The organism is Corynebacterium sp. (assembly GCF_030532325.1).
Lineage (GTDB): Bacteria > Actinomycetota > Actinomycetes > Mycobacteriales > Mycobacteriaceae > Corynebacterium.
Window position 1 is genome coordinate 36,235 of sequence record NZ_JAUNLS010000013.1, and the last position, 14,699, is coordinate 50,933.

12 protein-coding genes are annotated in these 14,699 nt (G+C 65.7%); 5 read left to right on the forward strand and 7 right to left on the reverse strand.

Annotation, left to right across the window (positions count from 1 at the left end; all coding sequences use genetic code 11):
* The first annotated feature begins 29 nt into the window (after positions 1-29).
* Entirely contained in the window at positions 30-1,982 is a 1,953-nt protein-coding gene (locus Q4E25_RS08070; protein WP_303156212.1) for a galactan 5-O-arabinofuranosyltransferase, read from the forward strand.
* Between the two features lie 28 nt (positions 1,983-2,010).
* On the forward strand, positions 2,011-5,358 hold the full coding sequence (locus Q4E25_RS08075; RefSeq protein WP_303156214.1) for an arabinosyltransferase domain-containing protein: 3,348 nt from the start codon (positions 2,011-2,013) through the stop codon (positions 5,356-5,358).
* On the opposite strand, the gene Q4E25_RS08080 is transcribed toward Q4E25_RS08075, so the two are convergent.
* Together Q4E25_RS08080 and Q4E25_RS08085 are read right to left on the reverse strand one after the other, a co-directional pair.
* A complete protein-coding gene (locus tag Q4E25_RS08080) occupies positions 5,355-6,137 on the reverse strand; it encodes an alpha/beta hydrolase (protein WP_303156216.1) in 783 nt (260 codons plus the stop codon). The two genes, Q4E25_RS08075 and Q4E25_RS08080, sit on opposite strands and share 4 nt — an antisense overlap.
* A gap of 9 nt (positions 6,138-6,146) precedes the next feature.
* Positions 6,147-8,054, reverse strand: a complete 1,908-nt coding sequence (locus Q4E25_RS08085) for a M13 family metallopeptidase (protein WP_303156218.1) — start codon at positions 8,052-8,054, stop codon at positions 6,147-6,149.
* Positions 8,055-8,096: 42 nt separating this feature from the next.
* Between Q4E25_RS08085 and Q4E25_RS08090 the strand changes: the two genes are divergently transcribed.
* Both Q4E25_RS08090 and Q4E25_RS08095 read left to right on the forward strand, forming a co-directional pair.
* Positions 8,097-8,591: a hypothetical protein gene (locus tag Q4E25_RS08090; protein WP_303156220.1), complete on the forward strand. Its 495-nt coding sequence runs from the start codon at positions 8,097-8,099 to the stop codon at positions 8,589-8,591.
* Complete coding sequence (locus Q4E25_RS08095) at positions 8,592-9,428, forward strand: PrsW family intramembrane metalloprotease (protein ID WP_303156222.1); 837 nt, start codon at positions 8,592-8,594, stop codon at positions 9,426-9,428.
* On the opposite strand, the gene Q4E25_RS08100 is transcribed toward Q4E25_RS08095, so the two are convergent.
* Positions 9,411-10,169 (reverse strand): hypothetical protein, encoded by a 759-nt coding sequence (locus Q4E25_RS08100; protein WP_303156224.1) that lies wholly within the window; start codon positions 10,167-10,169, stop codon positions 9,411-9,413. The genes Q4E25_RS08095 and Q4E25_RS08100 overlap by 18 nt on opposite strands.
* Before the next feature lie 229 nt (positions 10,170-10,398).
* On the opposite strand from Q4E25_RS08100, the gene Q4E25_RS08105 reads away from it, so the two are divergent.
* Positions 10,399-11,469, forward strand: a complete 1,071-nt coding sequence (locus Q4E25_RS08105; RefSeq protein WP_303156226.1) for an HNH endonuclease signature motif containing protein — start codon at positions 10,399-10,401, stop codon at positions 11,467-11,469.
* Here Q4E25_RS08105 and Q4E25_RS08110 read toward each other — a convergent pair.
* Genes Q4E25_RS08110 through betA form a run of 4 tightly spaced genes read right to left on the reverse strand, consistent with a single transcriptional unit; the run spans position 11,423 to position 14,470 of the window.
* Positions 11,423-11,719, reverse strand: a complete 297-nt coding sequence (locus Q4E25_RS08110; RefSeq protein ID WP_303156228.1) for an MGMT family protein — start codon at positions 11,717-11,719, stop codon at positions 11,423-11,425. The genes Q4E25_RS08105 and Q4E25_RS08110 overlap by 47 nt on opposite strands.
* Entirely contained in the window at positions 11,700-12,440 is a 741-nt protein-coding gene (locus tag Q4E25_RS08115) for a VOC family protein (RefSeq protein ID WP_303156230.1), read from the reverse strand. Before Q4E25_RS08115 ends, Q4E25_RS08110 begins: the two co-directional genes overlap by 20 nt.
* Entirely contained in the window at positions 12,440-12,721 is a 282-nt protein-coding gene (locus tag Q4E25_RS08120) for an RNA-binding S4 domain-containing protein (RefSeq protein ID WP_303156231.1), read from the reverse strand. The genes Q4E25_RS08115 and Q4E25_RS08120 overlap by 1 nt, the downstream gene beginning before the upstream one ends.
* 15 nt (positions 12,722-12,736) lie before the next feature.
* Complete coding sequence (betA, locus tag Q4E25_RS08125) at positions 12,737-14,470, reverse strand: choline dehydrogenase (RefSeq protein WP_303156232.1); 1,734 nt, start codon at positions 14,468-14,470, stop codon at positions 12,737-12,739.
* Positions 14,471-14,699: the final 229 nt, after the last annotated feature.

The following is a 14,699-nucleotide window of genomic DNA, read 5'->3' on the forward strand; positions in this document are numbered from 1 at the left end:
ATCCATCCCCGGTATGGGAAACTAGGTGCATGACTAGCCCAGTAGACGTGCGCCCGCAGCCCATCCGGACCGAGGAGTACGACGCCGACACTCCCTCGCGCCGTGCGACCCTCCTGGGCATCGCCGCTGCCGCTCTCGGTGGCGGCATTGTCGCGTTAGTGGGCTTCCTGGCCTTCAAGACGGTCTCCCTGCCGGCGTTTAGCACCTCCATGGTCACCCGCGCGCTGAGCACGGTGGGCACGGTGGGCACCGTGGTGCTGGTGGGCGCGCTGTGCGTGTGGTGGCTGTACGACGCCGACAAGCCCCGCCCCGCCTGGCGCCACTGGCTGACCATCGCTTTGTGTTACCTCTCGCCGGCGCTGCTCACCCTGGCCACCATCGGCCTGCCGCTGAGTGCGTCGCACCTGTGGCTGGACGGCGTGCAGGTGGATCAGGTCTTCCGCACCCAGTTCCTCACCCGCAGCGCCGACGCCATGTCCTACGCGGACATGAACTACGAGGGCCTTCCCACCTTCTATCCCCTGGGTTGGTTCTGGCTGGGCGGGCGCCTGGCCAACCTGCTGGGCATGCCGGGCTGGGAGGTCTTCCAGCCTTGGTCCCTGATCTCGATCTCCGCCGCCGGCTGCATCCTGGTGCCGCTGTGGCAGCGGCTGGTCGGCTCGCTGCCGGTGGCCACGGCGATCGCGCTGACCACCACGGCGGTCACGCTCACCCTCAACGCCCAGGAGCCCTACTCGGCCGTGGTGGCCATGGGCGTGCCGGCGGTGGCGGTGCTGTGCTCCCGCGCCTTCCACGGCTCCTGGTGGTCCACCGCCGCGGTGACCATCTACCTGGGCATCTCTGCCTGCTTCTACACCCTGTTCACCGGCGCGGTGGCGCTGACGGTGGTGAGCTTCATCGCGGTGGTCAGCTGTTTCTACGAGCACCGCTGGGCGCCGCTGGGCCGCCTGGTGATCATGGGCGTGGGCTCCCTGGCCATCGCGGCGATTGCCTGGGGCCCGTACATCCTGGGCGTGCTGCGCGCCGATTTCCCGGTGAAATCCACCGCCCAGCACTACCTGCCGGAGGAAGGCACGCTCATCCCCGCGCCCTTCCTCTCGCTCTCACTCATCGGCCTGCTCAGCATCCTGGGGCTTATCTACCTCATCATGCGCATCGAGGACCGCGCGGTCTTCTCGCTGGCCGCGGCGCTCATCGGCATCTATCTGTGGACGGTGGCCTCCATGGTGGTCACCCTGGCCGGTTCCACGCTGCTGGGCTTCCGCCTGGAGTCCGTGGTCACCGTCATCTTTGCCACCGCGGGCGTCCTCTGTCTGGCGGAGCTGCGACTCCTGGGCTTCGAGACCCTCTACCCCTCCCGCTTGAGCGCCAGCACCAACAAGCGCATCACCGCCTGCTTCGCCGTGCTGCTCGGGCTCAGCGGCATCTACTACGCCCAGCAGATCCCGGAGGCCAACGAGGAGGGCATCGACCACGCCTACACCGATACCGACGGCTACGGCGAGCGCGCGGACCGCTTCACCAGCGACTCCGCCCGCAACTACCAGGAGATCCGCGAGTTCATCGATAGCCACGGCTACGAGGCCAACCAGACCGTCGTCCTCACGGATGAAAAACTCTTCATGGCCTACCACCCCTACTTTGGCTTCAACGCCTTCACCAGCAACTACGCCAACCCGCTGGGTCAGTTCAACTCCCGCAATGATCAGATCGCCGCCTGGGCGCGCGATTCCTGGGAGCAGACCCCGCAGCAGTTCGCCGATGCCCTCGAGTCCTCCGCCTGGCGCGGGCCGGACGTCATCATCTTCCGCGGCGATCTGGAGGAGCCAGGCGACGGCTTCAAGACCCACCTGGCGGAGGACATCTACCCCAACCAACCCAACGTGCGCTACCGGGCGGTCTTCTTCAACCCGGAGGTCTTTGAGGAGGGCTGGGACACCACCCAGGCCGGGCCCTTCGTGGTGGCGGTGCGTTCCCGATAATTCGGGGCCGTGACGTACACTGATCGCCGTGTCAGATAGCCTCACGAAACCCAAGAACACGAGCCTGAAGCTCACCGCCATCATCGCTGGCCTCATCGGCTTCTTGTGCTTTGTGGCTACCCCGTTCTTGCCCGTCAACCAGACCCAGTCCTCCTTTGACTGGCCGCAGAACGATTCGCTGCAGTCCATCAACGCGCCGCTCATCTCCGTGGCGCCGGAGGAGATTAACGCAGAGATTCCGCTCAGTGGCGTCGACAAGCTGCGCGAGGGCCAGGATCTGCTCTACGGCACCGTGCCCCAGGAGTCCACCAAGGCCTCCAACCGCGGCATGTTCGTGCGCATGGGCGAGGGCGGCCTGTCCGTGACCTCCCTCAACGAGGTCATCTTCTCCCTCACCCCAAAGCAGGTTGCCGCCCTGCCGGAGGATGCCCTCCTTAAAATCGACGCCACCGGTGAAGGCACCACCGTGCGCGTGGGCAAGCACACCACAACCACCGAGGACGACGTCCGCCCGCAGGTCACCGGCGTGTACACCGAGATCGACGACACCCCGGAGAACCTCGCCGCGCTCACGAAGGACGGCCTGGACATCCACGTGGAGATCAACTCCCGCTTCACCTCCTCGCCCACGCTCATCAAGACCCTGGCCATGTGGCTGGGCGTGGCCATGGCGCTGGTAAGCCTGGTGTGCATCGCACGCATCGACCGCCTCGACGGCAAGAAGTTCTCCGTCCTGCCCGAGACCTGGAAGCAGGTGCGCCCGCTCGACGGCGTGGTGGCCGCCATCCTCGGTTTCTGGCATATCTTCGGCTCGAACACCTCCGACGACGGCTTCATCCTCACCATGGGCCGCGTCTCCGAGCACGCCACCTACATGGCCAACTACTACCGCTGGTACGGCGTGCCCGAGGCCCCCTTTGGCACGCCCTACTACGACCTCATCGCGGCCCTGACCAAGATCTCCAGCGCCTCGGCCTTCGTGCGCCTGCCGGCGCTGATCTCCGCGCTGCTCATCTGGTTCATCCTCTCCCGCGAGATCCTCCCGCGCTTCGGCTCCGTGATCAACGATCGCCGCCTAGCACACTGGACCGCGGCGCTGATGTTCCTGGCCTTCTGGCTGCCCTACAACAACGGCATCCGCCCGGAGCCCATCGTGGCGCTCGGCGTCATGCTCACCTGGGCCTCCTTCGAGCGTTCCATCGCCACCCGCCGCCTGCTGCCGGCCGCGGTGGGCACCATCATCGCCACCATCACCCTGGCCGCCGGCCCCACGGGCCTCTTCGCGGTGGGCGTGTTCCTCGTCTCCCTGCCGCACCTCTTCCGCTTCATGTCGGAGCGCGCGCCCCAGGTGGGCTGGATGGCGATGATCGCCCCCTTCCTGGCCTGCGGCACCGCCATCATGGTGGCGGCCTTCGGCGACCAGACGCTGGCCACCGTGCTGGAGTCCACCCGCGTGCGCTCCGAGGTGGGCCCCTCCCTGCCGTGGTACTCGGAGTACGTCCGCTACACCACGCTCTTCCAGCAGTCCGTGGACGGCTCGCTCACCCGCCGCTTCGCCATGTTCACCATGCTCTTCTGCCTGGGGCTCATCGTCTTTGCCTTTGTCAAGGACCGCCGGGTCGTCGGCGCGGAGGTCGGCCCCACCCAGCGCCTGCTGCTCATCGTGGGTCTGTCCGCCTTCTTCCTCATGTTCACCCCCACCAAGTGGACGCACCACTTCGGCATCTACGCCGGCGTGGCCGGGGTGATCGCCGCGCTGGGCGCGGTGGTGCTCTCGCAGATCGCCATGCGCTCCCCGCGCGCGCGGACCTTCTCCATCGCCGCAGTGATCTTCCTGCTCGCCATCTCCCTGGCCGGCTGGAACGCCTGGTGGTATGTCTCCTCCTTTGGCATCCCGTGGTGGGACCGCACCGTCCAGTACAAGGCGGTGGAGGCTAACACCATCATGCTGCTCATCGGCCTGGTGGTCCTGGCGGTGGGCCTGGTGCAGGCCATCACCCACAGCTATCGCAAGGGCAAGGCGGAGGAAGAGGGGACCGTCGAGGAGTTCAAGGCGGCCGCCGCAGCGAAGGTCTCGCGCTGGGCGGGCCTCATGTCCGCGCCCATCGCCATCGCCTGCGCGCTCATCGTGGTCTTCTCCTGCGCCTCCTTTGCCAAGGCCTACGTCTCCCAGGGCGAGGCCTACTCGGTGGGCCGCGGCAACCTGGCCTCCCTCAAGGGCGATGTCTGCTCGCTGGCTGACTCCACCTTGGTGGAGACCAACACCAACGAGTCCTTCCTCACCCCGGTCAAGGGCGAGCTGAAGGATTCCCTCGAGGATCCCACGCGCCCCTCCTTTGGCTTCGGGCCCAATATGATCCCGGATTCCATCGAACCGGAGAACATCAACTCCGCCTCCGTGGGTGCTATCGCTGACTCCGCCTCCACCGAGGAATCCAACGCCACCTCCAGCGACGAGCAGGCCGCCACCGAGAAGAAGGAAGCGGAAATCACCGATTCCTCCACCGGTGGCGTGCGTGGCACCGCGGGCGTCAACGGCTCCCGGATGCACCTGCCCTTCAACTTTGACTACACCAAGGTGCCGGTGCTGGGCTCCTACACGGATGCGCAGCGCTCCACCTCCCAGGTGACCACCCAGTGGTACCACCTGCCCAAGGCCACCGAGAGCACCCCGATCCTTGCTGTGGGCGCGGCAGGCAACATCTACCACCACGACGTCAACGGCGTGGAGCAGGACGGCCTCAAGCTCACCCTGGAGTACGGCACCCTGCGCGGCGAGAAGGTCGTGGACAAGGGCAAGGCGGAGCTTTCCGACGTCGGCGCCACCCCGAAGTGGCGCAACCTGCGCATCGCGCTCGACGAGCTGCCCGAGGAGGCCAACGTCGTGCGCCTCGTCGCGGTGGATGACTCCACCGACGAGGACGACTGGATGGCCTTTACTCCCCCGCGCGTGCCCGAGCTGGCCACCCTCAACTCCCAATTCGATTCCAGCACCCCCGCGCTGCTGGACTGGTCCGTGGCCCTGCAGTTCCCCTGCCAGCGCACCTTCGACCACTACGCCGGCGTGACGGAGATTCCGCAGTACCGTATTCTTCCCGACGCCGCCGCGCAGACCTCGCTCACGGACTTCCAGTCCTTCTCCGGCGGTGGCGCGATGTCCACCGCGGAGGCGGTCAACTACTCCTACGAGATCCCCAGCTACCTCAACCATGACTGGGCGCGTGACTGGGGCGCCATCGAGAAGTACGAGCTGCGCACCGACTCCCGCGGCAACGCCCCGGCCGAAGCCGTCATCGATCACGAGGTGATCCAGCGCTCCGGCCTGTGGCAGAACTCCGAGATGAAGATCCGCAAGGAAGGCGAGGCGAAGGACTAAACGCTGGCCAGGAAGGCGGCGGTATCGCGGATGCGCTGCCGGGCCACCTCCGGGGTGGAGATGCGGTGCGTGGAGACGTACTCCGCGGTCTCCGCCCCCGGGATCTCCACCCGGGCGGCCACCTCATCCTGCGCCGCGGTCTGCACCAGCGTGCGCGGGAAGTCCTGGGGGATCACACAGCCACCCCGAATCTCCTCCGGCAGCGCCTCGAGCGCCCCGAAGTCCGGGAAGGTGAGCAGCAGGGCGTCGGCACGCACGAGGCTGGCCAGCGCCGCGCCGGAGGAGTAGCCCCACACGGTCACGGGGCCAGCGAGGGAATCCACCGCCGCCTGCGTGAACTCCACCATCTGCGCCACCGTGTGCTCGGGGGCCAAGGGGTAGTCCACGTCGAGGATGGTGGTCCCGGACAGCTGTGCGGCGGCAGCCACCTCCGGGCGCCACTGCATCTCCAGCGCCTGCCCGCTGCCGCGCCACCAGCCGCCCGAGTGCAGCGACACCGCGAAGCGCCCGCTGGGCTCGCTGGGCACAAAGAGGGCCCCGTACACGGAGTCCTCCACCGAGATCCCCTCCGTGAACGCGGTGCCGGGCAGACTGTGGTCCACCGCGGTGCCCAGCAGCAGCATCGAGGCCTGCACGATGCGATCCGGCAGCAGCGCGCAGTACCGATCCGCGTCCGGCGAGCCCCCGCCCTTCCACGGCGGGCGGAAGTCCGGCAGCGGGTAGTGGGCGTTGAGGTAGGAGGCGAGGTGCTCGAGCTGTTCTTCTTGCGTCAGTGCCATGTTTCTCAGCTACCAGATGGTGACGCGCTGCTCCGGGGCGATGCCGCCCTCGACGTCGAAGGCCTCGTAGTACTCGTCAACGTTCTCCACGATGATGTTGCAGCGGAACTCCGCCGGGGAGTGGGGATCGATGGCCAGGTACTGGGCGGCCATCTCGGGACGGATGGCCGTGCGCCACACGCGGGCCCAGGACAGGAAGAAGCGCTGCAGGCCGGTGTACTGGCGCTCGTAAAGCTCGGGCGAGGCGCCCTCCACCTCGAAGTCGCGCAGCTCGCCGTCCATGTCGATGCCCTTGTCCGCGCAGTAATTCTTGTAAGCCACCACGGCAATACCCAGGCCGCCGAGATCACCGATGTTCTCCCCGAGGGTGAACTTGCCGTTAACCCCCGCGGACTCGATGCCGGCCTCCTTGAGCACCGTGGGCACCTGGCCCTCGTACTGATCCACCAGCTGAGCGGTGAGCTTCTCAAAGGCCGCACGGTCCTCCTCCGTCCACCAGGAGTTGAGGTTGCCGTGGCCGTCATACTGCGAGCCCTGATCATCAAAGCCGTGGCCAATCTCGTGGCCGATCACCGCGCCGATGGCGCCGAAGTTCTCGGCGGCGTCGGCAAGCGGGTTATAGAACGGCGGGCGCAGGATGGCCGCGGGGAAGGTGATGTCATTGACCACCGGGTTGTAGAAGGCGTTGACGGTCTGCGGGGTGGCGAACCACTCGTCGCGGTCCGCGGGCTTGCCAATCTTGGCCAGCTCGTAGTCGTGGTTCCAGGCGCTGCCCGCGCGCACGTTCTCCACCAGATCCGGGCCGAACTCCAGGCCGGAGTAATCGCGCCAGCGCTCGGGGTAGCCAATCTTGGCCTTGAACTGGGAGAGCTTCTCCAGCGCGCGCTCGCGGGTGGCCGGTGTCATCCACTCCAGCTGGGAGATGCGCTCGCGGTAGGCGGCGATGAGGTAGCTCACCAGCTCGTCCATCTCCTGCTTGGAGGAGGGCGGGAAGTGCTTCTCCACAAAGACCTTGCCAATCTCCTGGCCCACCATGCTCTCCGCCAGGCCGACGGCGCGCTTCCAACGATCGCGCTGCGCGGTGGCGCCGGAGAGTCGGGTGCCAAAGAACTCGAAGTTCTTCGCGCCGATCTCCTCCGCCAGGTAGGGCGCGCGGGCGAGCAGGATGTGCCAGGTGGCCCACAGCTGCCAATCAGCCATGCGGTCCGCGCCGAACATCTCCGCCACATGCTCCATGTAGGAGGGCATCATGTTCACCACGCGGTGATCCGGCAGTGTCACAAGCAGGTTGCGCACGATGCCGGGAAGCTCCGAGATCTCCATTGGGTTGTAGGTCTTCACCGCGTCACGCACGCTGACGACGTCCCAGTGGCCAGCTGCCAGTTCCTTCTCCAGCGCGACGATGCGCGCAGCGGCGGCCTCCGCACCCAGACCGAAAAGCCGCGCGGGATCGAGGAAGCCGAGCATCTCGGCCACGTGCTTCTCGTAGGCGGCCAGGGTCTCCGCGTGGGACTCCTCGCGGTAGTAGGCCTCATCCGGCAGGCCGAGACCGGACTGGATGACGTAGGCCACCGCCTCCTCCGAGCCGGAGTCCTTCTCCACCCAGAAGGTCACCGGGGCGCCGATGCCCTCGCGCTCCAGCTCGCCGAAGACGCGCGCCAGCTCCTCCGGGGAACCCACCGCGAGGCGGTCCAGGTCCGCGTCCAGGGGGCGCACGCCGGCGGCGTTGACCCGCTCGGTGTTCATGTGGGAGGCGTACAGCGCGCCTGGCCGACCAGTATCATCCTTCACGATGTCATGGACAAGCAGCTCCGCCTCATCGCGCAGATCGTGGAAGACTCCGTCGACGCCGCGATCATCCGGGATGACGTGCGACTCGAGCCATGGGCCATTGACAAATTGATACAGATCCTTCATGCCAGCCACTCTATGTCAATCGCGCGCGTTAGAGTGTGGGCTATGGCAAATTTCCGCTTCCCTCCCCAGCGTCTGACGGGAACATTTTTTGCCACCCTGGCCACGGCCCTGGTGGTCCTCGGCGCGCCGTGGATTCTCAGCGCTGCCCTGCCCTATTCCGAGCCGGAGCCCGAGCAGGTCATGCTCTCCGTTCCCGGCTACGACTGGGACATCCCCGTGCCCGGCCTATACTGCACCCCGAATTACGAGTCCATGCTGCCGCTGGCCTGGGACTGCGGGGAGACCATGGTGCAGGCCACCATCACCGAGGACGTCGACGATGACGAGCTCGCCCTGCGCCGTGCTATCCGCTCCAACTCCTTCACCGGGATGCCCACCGGCCCCGTCCAGCACGAGGGCGAGGTGCTCGTGCTGGACGACGCTCCCTCGCAGACCCGCGCCCTCAGCATCCCCGGCGAGGAGAACCTGGACTACCAGATCATCATCACCGGCGAGAACGCCCAGGCCCTGTCCCAACGATTCCTGGAGGCCGTCTAGGTGAAACTCTTTCAGGCAGCGCTGTGGGTCATCATCGCCCTCGGCTCGCTTCCCGCGCTCCTTAACTTTGGCGTCATGTTCCTGCCCGCCCCCGGGCCCGCGGCGCTGAGCCTGCTCATCGCTGCCGCCCTCGGCGCAGTCGGCGTCGCCCTATGGCGGGTGAGCCCGATGTGGGTGAAGGGGGCCGGGTGGGCGTCGGCAAGCGTGCTCTGGGGATGCACCGCGGCGGTCTCCCTCGCCTTCATCCCGGGAGCCCCGCTCATGAGCACGGCCGCCACCGTGGGATGGGACGGCGCCATCATGTCCTGGGCGGGCGCCTACCCGGAGGAGTTCAGCAAGGCGCTCGGCGTGCTCTTCATTCTGCTCAGCTTCCGCCAGCTCAACCGCCCGTGGCACGGGATGGTCGTCGGCGCCATGGTGGGCTGGGGTTTTGAGGTCTACGAGAACTTCCTCTACTCCGTAACCGGCGCCCTGATGCACCCCAGCTCCGACTGGCTGGGCATGCTGCAGATGTGGGGCCTGCGCCTGCTGGCGGGCCCGGGTCTGCACATGTGTCTGACTGCGCTGGCCGGTTACGGCATCGGCTGGGCGCTGTTTAGCGCCTACAAGCCGCTGTGGTGGCGCCTAGCGGTGGGCTTCGGCACGCTGGCGGGATCCTTCCTGCTCCACTTTGCGTGGAACTACATGTGGGACGCCACGTGGGTGATGATCGTGCAATACGTGCTGGTCGCCGCCGTGCTCTACCCCACCGTCATCTACGCAGTCCTGCGCGGAAACCGCCGGGCCCGCGCCGATACCACCTACTCCTACCTGCCGGTCTCAGCACACCTTCGATGAGCCGACCTGCTGCAGGCGGTCATTGACTTCCTTGCACAGCTGCTGCCAGGTGCGGGGTTGGGGCACCGGATCCGGCACCACTCGCACCGCGCCGAGCACGTCCGCGGTGAGATCCCCCGGCGAGCCGTAAGTATTGGCCGCGATGCTGTAGCCATTGCCCACCGAGACCGTCGCGTGCACGCTGCGATCATCCGCCCACCCGAGCTTCGTGCCCCACACGCCCGGAATGCGCGCGGTGCCGAAATCCTGCAGGTATCCATCCGCCGCTCTTGGCGACGCCGTCCTCATCCCCCTCACCATCGGCTGCGCCACCGGATCGGACCAGATGGTCGCGGTGAAACGGGCGAGATCCTCCGTGGAGGTGGTTGTGTTGCCCCAGTAGCCGGGGTAGTGCGTCTCCTTAAGCCCGTACTCCGCGATGATGCCCGGGATGGCCTGCGGGTACGTGCGGTCGAGGTGGCTGGCGGTGGCGTCGTTGGAGAAGCGGATCATGTCCTCCACCTTGGCCTTGTCCTCCGGCGCCCCGTACTTGAGCACCCACATTCCCAGGTAAAGCTTGACCAGGGACAGCGCGGGCCGGGACTCGTGGCTGTTGCCGGTGGAGACCGTTGTACCGTCCGCGTAGCGTAGCGTGGCCTGGGTGCGCGGCGGGACCTTCTGGGGATCGAGGAAGACGGCCGCCTGCGCTGTGGGGGCCACCAGCGCAGTGGCGAAAACGGTGGCGAGGGCTTTCTTCAACACGCCCCTAGTGTATCCCTCCCGCGCGGTTTTTCCTGCTCAGGATCGGTGGAAGAATTTTTCCTCGAACACCTTGACGAACAAACACCTGTGCGAATATGATGGCAGGCAAGGAAAGCATCCTTCCCTATCTACACACCATGTCACTACTTGGGGGTATGACATGTCCACAGCCCTAATTACAGCCTATTTCGCCCCGTGCAACCCTGAATCCGCCCTAGCCCAGACCTTTATGTCAAACAATCGTGCGATGTTTGAGGCGTGGAGCTCGGTGATTCCGGACCCCGACGCGGACGCAGAACTCACCTACAACCACATAGGACGCTCCCTCGGGGTGAGCGCCCACACCGCCGAGCGCATGATCTATTCCCTCATGCTGCTCGCGCACATGCCACAACTCACCGAACTCAACCAGCAACACTGGTTCCTCGACGCTCCCCGGCTCAGCGCCATCGGCTTTGCCCTACTTGGCGCTGAGAAGGAGATCCTGCCTCACGTCGACGAGGCACTCGTCGGCCTCTTCACCCCGCGGCGGCGCAACCAGCACCTGCCCGCCGCCGGGGACATCAAGGCGGCCATCAAAGAAGTAATGGACACCTTTTACCAGCCGCTCGAGGAAGAGGACGTCCCCGCCGATCACTACGAGTACATCCGCGGCCCGCAGCAGGGCTACCTCACCCTGGCCACGGATCCCGCCACCGCCGAGATCATCGACGCCCTCGTGCGCCAGCGCGCCAAGGCGGACGGAATCTCGCAGGCAGAAGCCCTGGTCAAGATCATCACCGAGCCCGTCAAAGCCAGCGTCAGGATCAACACCTTCCAGGCGCAGGGCTCGAGTCTGGCGCTGCTGCCCGGCTACGGCTACCAGGATCTCTCCCGCACGCCGCTCGATACCACAACCCGCCCGATTCTCCCCGCGTCCACCGAGGGCTACGTGCCCACGGAGAATACTCGCGCCTTCGTCGAGGCCCGGGACGGTACCTGCCGCTGGCCGGGCTGTACGGTTCCGGCCGCGCGCTGCCAGCTCGATCACCGCGTCGAGTACGGACGGGGAGGGCCCACCAGCACCGATAACCTCGCCTGCTTGTGCCAACACCACCACAACATCAAGACAGACAAACGGGCCTTCTACGTCATGGACCCCATCTCCGGGGACATCTACTGGCTTATGTCGGATGGCACCTGGGTAATGACCGCCCCGCAAGGCCCACTAGCCACCCACTGGAAGCTCACCGTCGCGGAAAGGATTGACCTGCTTAATCGCAACCACGTACGAGATCGTCGCAATCCAGACCATGCTTAGACATCAGCGCACAGTCACCGGAGTAGGAGATCCCCTCCCGCTCCCAGTGCTCACGCGCGCGCTCGATGTCGTGGGATTGCCCCGTGCTGCGCACCACGCGCCACCACGGCAGCTCCGCTTTGCCCATCACCCAACCCACGTAGCGGGGGCTCACGCCCGCCGCCTTGGCCACCTCACCATAGGTGGTGACGTTGCCTGCGGGCACGCGCTGGACAATGTCGACGACAGCTTTAAACGTCGAAGAGCTCATCCATGGGCTCCTCGGGAGCATCCTCCACTTCGCAGAAGGTCACGGTGGCTCCCGTGGAATCGGCGACGATGCACAGGCGCCCAAAAGGAGAATCATGCGGCTCGCGAATAATCTCGCCGCCCGCGGCACGCACCTTCTGCGCCGCGGCGTCAATATCGCGCACACCGAGGTAGGTCTGCCAGAAACTCGGCACCTGCTCCGGGAATTGCCCCTGCGCGTTCCACATGCCGGCAAAGGCGGCGCCCTGTTCCTCGGCCAGCGCGTAGGCCTCGTCCCCGCGGATCTCCCAGTTGAAGAGCTCGCCGTAGAAGTCCAGCGCCCGGGTGAAGTCGCGGGTGACTGCCAGCTCGTGCCACACCGGGGTGCCCGGCTCGCCGCCGGCCACGAACTGATCCAGCTTCGGCTGGATGAGCCCGAAGATGGCGCCGGCGGGATCGACGAGGAGGGCGAGGTGGTCGTCGCCAAGCGCTAGCACCTTTCCGCCCAGCTGCTCGACGCGCTGGCAATCAGCGTTGATGTCACGGCTGAGGAAGTAGGTGGCCCAGGTATCGCCGCCGGTCTCGGGGACAAGTTCCGCGATCGGCAGGCCTTCGAGGCGCGCGATGTTGTCCTCAAACTCCCAGCCGAGGACCTCAGAGCAGAACGCAGCGGAGGCCTCGGCGTCAGAGGTGGTCAAGGTGATCCAGTAGGGCATGCCCACTTCGGCTTCGAACGCCGGCATTACAGGTTCCTCCACTTCTCGGGGTCGAAATCATCGTCGGCGGTGGCTTCGTCGAAGTAGTCGTCCTCCTCGTCGTCCGCGACCTGCGCGCAGGTATCGCCAATGCAGACGACGTCGCCCACGTGCAAGGTCGCGCCGCGCTGGGTCACGGTGCGGTCATTGACCGTCACCGCGCCCTGCTCGATGAGTTCCTTGGCTTCGCCGCCGGTGGCAACCAGCGAGGCCAGCTTGATGAACTGGCCCAGCTTGATGGATTCTCCCTTGATTGAGACTTCTAGCATGCGGACTAGCTTACGTTAGTGCGCACCCTTGATCGCCGTCTTGTGGTCACGCACGGCCTCGCCCTCGGCGTAGAGCGGCATGCCCTTCTTGGCGTGGTACCACTCGATGTTGAGCGGGGCGAGCGGGGTGCGGCCAGCAATGAGGTCCGCGGCCTTTTCACCCACCATCATGGTCGGGGCGTAGATGTTGCCGTTGGTGACGTTGGGGAAGACGGAGGCGTCAGCAACGTAGAGGCCCTCGGTACCCCAGACCTGCATGGTGTCCGGGTCCACGACTGCCATCTCGTCCGTGCCCATCTTGCAGGTGCAGGAGGGGTGCAGCGCGGTCTCGCCGTCGTTGCGCACCCATTCGAGGATTTCCTCGTCGGTCTGCACGTCGGGGCCCGGGCTGAACTCGCGCGCGCCGATCTCCTCCATAGCCTTGGTGTCGAGCAGACTGCGGGCCACGCGCACGGCCTCGACCCACTCGCGGCGGTCCTGGTCCGTCTTCAGGTAATTGAAGAGGATCTCGGGCTTGTCGTGAATGTTGGCGCTCTTGATGCGGACGTGGCCTACGGTGTCGGAGAACATCGGGCCCACGTGCCACTGGAAACCGTGCTTGACGTCGGCCTTCTGGCCGTCGTAGCGCACCGCCATGGGCAGGAAGTGGAACATGAGGTTCGGGTACTCTTCGTCGTCGTTGGAGCGCACGAAGCCGCCAGCCTCAAAGTGCGAGGTGGCCACGGGGCCCTTGTGGGTCAGCAGCCACTGCAGGCCCATGAACGGCCAGCGCCACTTGTCCAGGTAGGGCTGCGAGGAGTCGGTGGACTTGGTGGTCTCGTACTGGATGTAGACCTCCAGGTGATCCTGCAGATTCTCACCCACTCCGGGCAGGTGCTTGACGACGTCAATTCCGTGCTGCTTGAGCAGCTTCTCATCGCCCACACCGGAGACCTGCAGCAGCTGCGGGGTGTTGATGGCGCCCGCGGAGAGCACGATCTTGTCCGCGTACACGCGGTGCACGCCGCCCTTCCACTCGTATTCCACGCCGATAGCCTTCTGGCCCTCGAAGAGAATCTTGGTGGTCAGCGCGCGGGTGCGGATCTCCAGGTTCTCGCGGTCGGCGTTCGGGTGCAGGTAGGCGCGGGCTGCGGACCACCGCTTGCCGTTCTTGATGTTGCGGTCGAAGGGCGCAAAACCCTCCTGGCGGTAGCCGTTGACGTCGTTGGTCAGGTTGTAGCCAGCCTCCTGCACAGACTTGAACAGGGCCTGGAAGAGCGGGCTGGTGGCCGGGCCACGGGACAGGTACAGCGGGCCGTCGTGGCCGCGGCGGGGATCGTTATCGTCGGCAGCCGCGGCGGTTTCCATGCGGTTGAAGTAGGGCAGGCAGTGGGCGTAGTCCCAGTTCTCCATGCCCGGGTTGCGGCCCCACTTCTCGTAGTCCATGGGGTTGCCGCGCTGGAAGATCATGCCGTTGACGGAGGAGGAGCCACCGAGCAGCTTGCCGCGGGCGTGGTAGATGCGGCGGCCGTTCATCTCCGGCTCCGGCTCGGACTCGTACATCCAGTCGTAGTTCTTCGCCCCAATGGGGAAGGAGAATGCAGAGGGCATGTGGATGAAGAGATCCCAGAGGGAATCAGGACGTCCAGCCTCGAGCACCAGGACCCTGGTGTCTTTATCTTCAGTCAACCGCGCCGCGATGACGGATCCTGCGGAACCGCCGCCGACGACCACAACGTCGCATACTTCGTCCGTTACCCTCTTCGCCATACACAATCCTCTCACTTCTCGCCTACAGAGTGATGCAAATCACTACAATGCAGAATGTATAATATACCTAGTGGCGAATATATATTTCGCTCACTCTTATCAGCGTACCCACAACCCTCAGAGAATGCACAGCTTAAGGTATATTTGCCAGACGTGGCGAAAATTTCCGGCTGGACAGTCCGCATAATACGCCACATTGTGATATTGCTCACGTTCAGCGTTGTCCCAG

Bases quoted from the DNA above. Each gene is read 5' to 3' on its own strand.
- Q4E25_RS08115 (WP_303156230.1), bottom strand. From the start codon at position 12,440: ATGCCGGCGTTCGAAGCCGAAGTGGGCATGCCCTACTGGATCACCTTG.
- Q4E25_RS08080 (WP_303156216.1), bottom strand. From the start codon at position 6,137: ATGGCACTGACGCAAGAAGAACAGCTCGAGCACCTCGCCTCCTACCTC.
- Q4E25_RS08090 (WP_303156220.1), top strand. From the start codon at position 8,097: ATGGCAAATTTCCGCTTCCCTCCCCAGCGTCTGACGGGAACATTTTTT.
- Q4E25_RS08110 (WP_303156228.1), bottom strand. From the start codon at position 11,719: ATGAGCTCTTCGACGTTTAAAGCTGTCGTCGACATTGTCCAGCGCGTG.
- betA (WP_303156232.1), bottom strand. From the start codon at position 14,470: ATGGCGAAGAGGGTAACGGACGAAGTATGCGACGTTGTGGTCGTCGGC.
- Q4E25_RS08120 (WP_303156231.1), bottom strand. From the start codon at position 12,721: ATGCTAGAAGTCTCAATCAAGGGAGAATCCATCAAGCTGGGCCAGTTC.
- Q4E25_RS08105 (WP_303156226.1), top strand. From the start codon at position 10,399: ATGTCAAACAATCGTGCGATGTTTGAGGCGTGGAGCTCGGTGATTCCG.
- Q4E25_RS08085 (WP_303156218.1), bottom strand. From the start codon at position 8,054: ATGAAGGATCTGTATCAATTTGTCAATGGCCCATGGCTCGAGTCGCAC.
- Q4E25_RS08070 (WP_303156212.1), top strand. From the start codon at position 30: ATGACTAGCCCAGTAGACGTGCGCCCGCAGCCCATCCGGACCGAGGAG.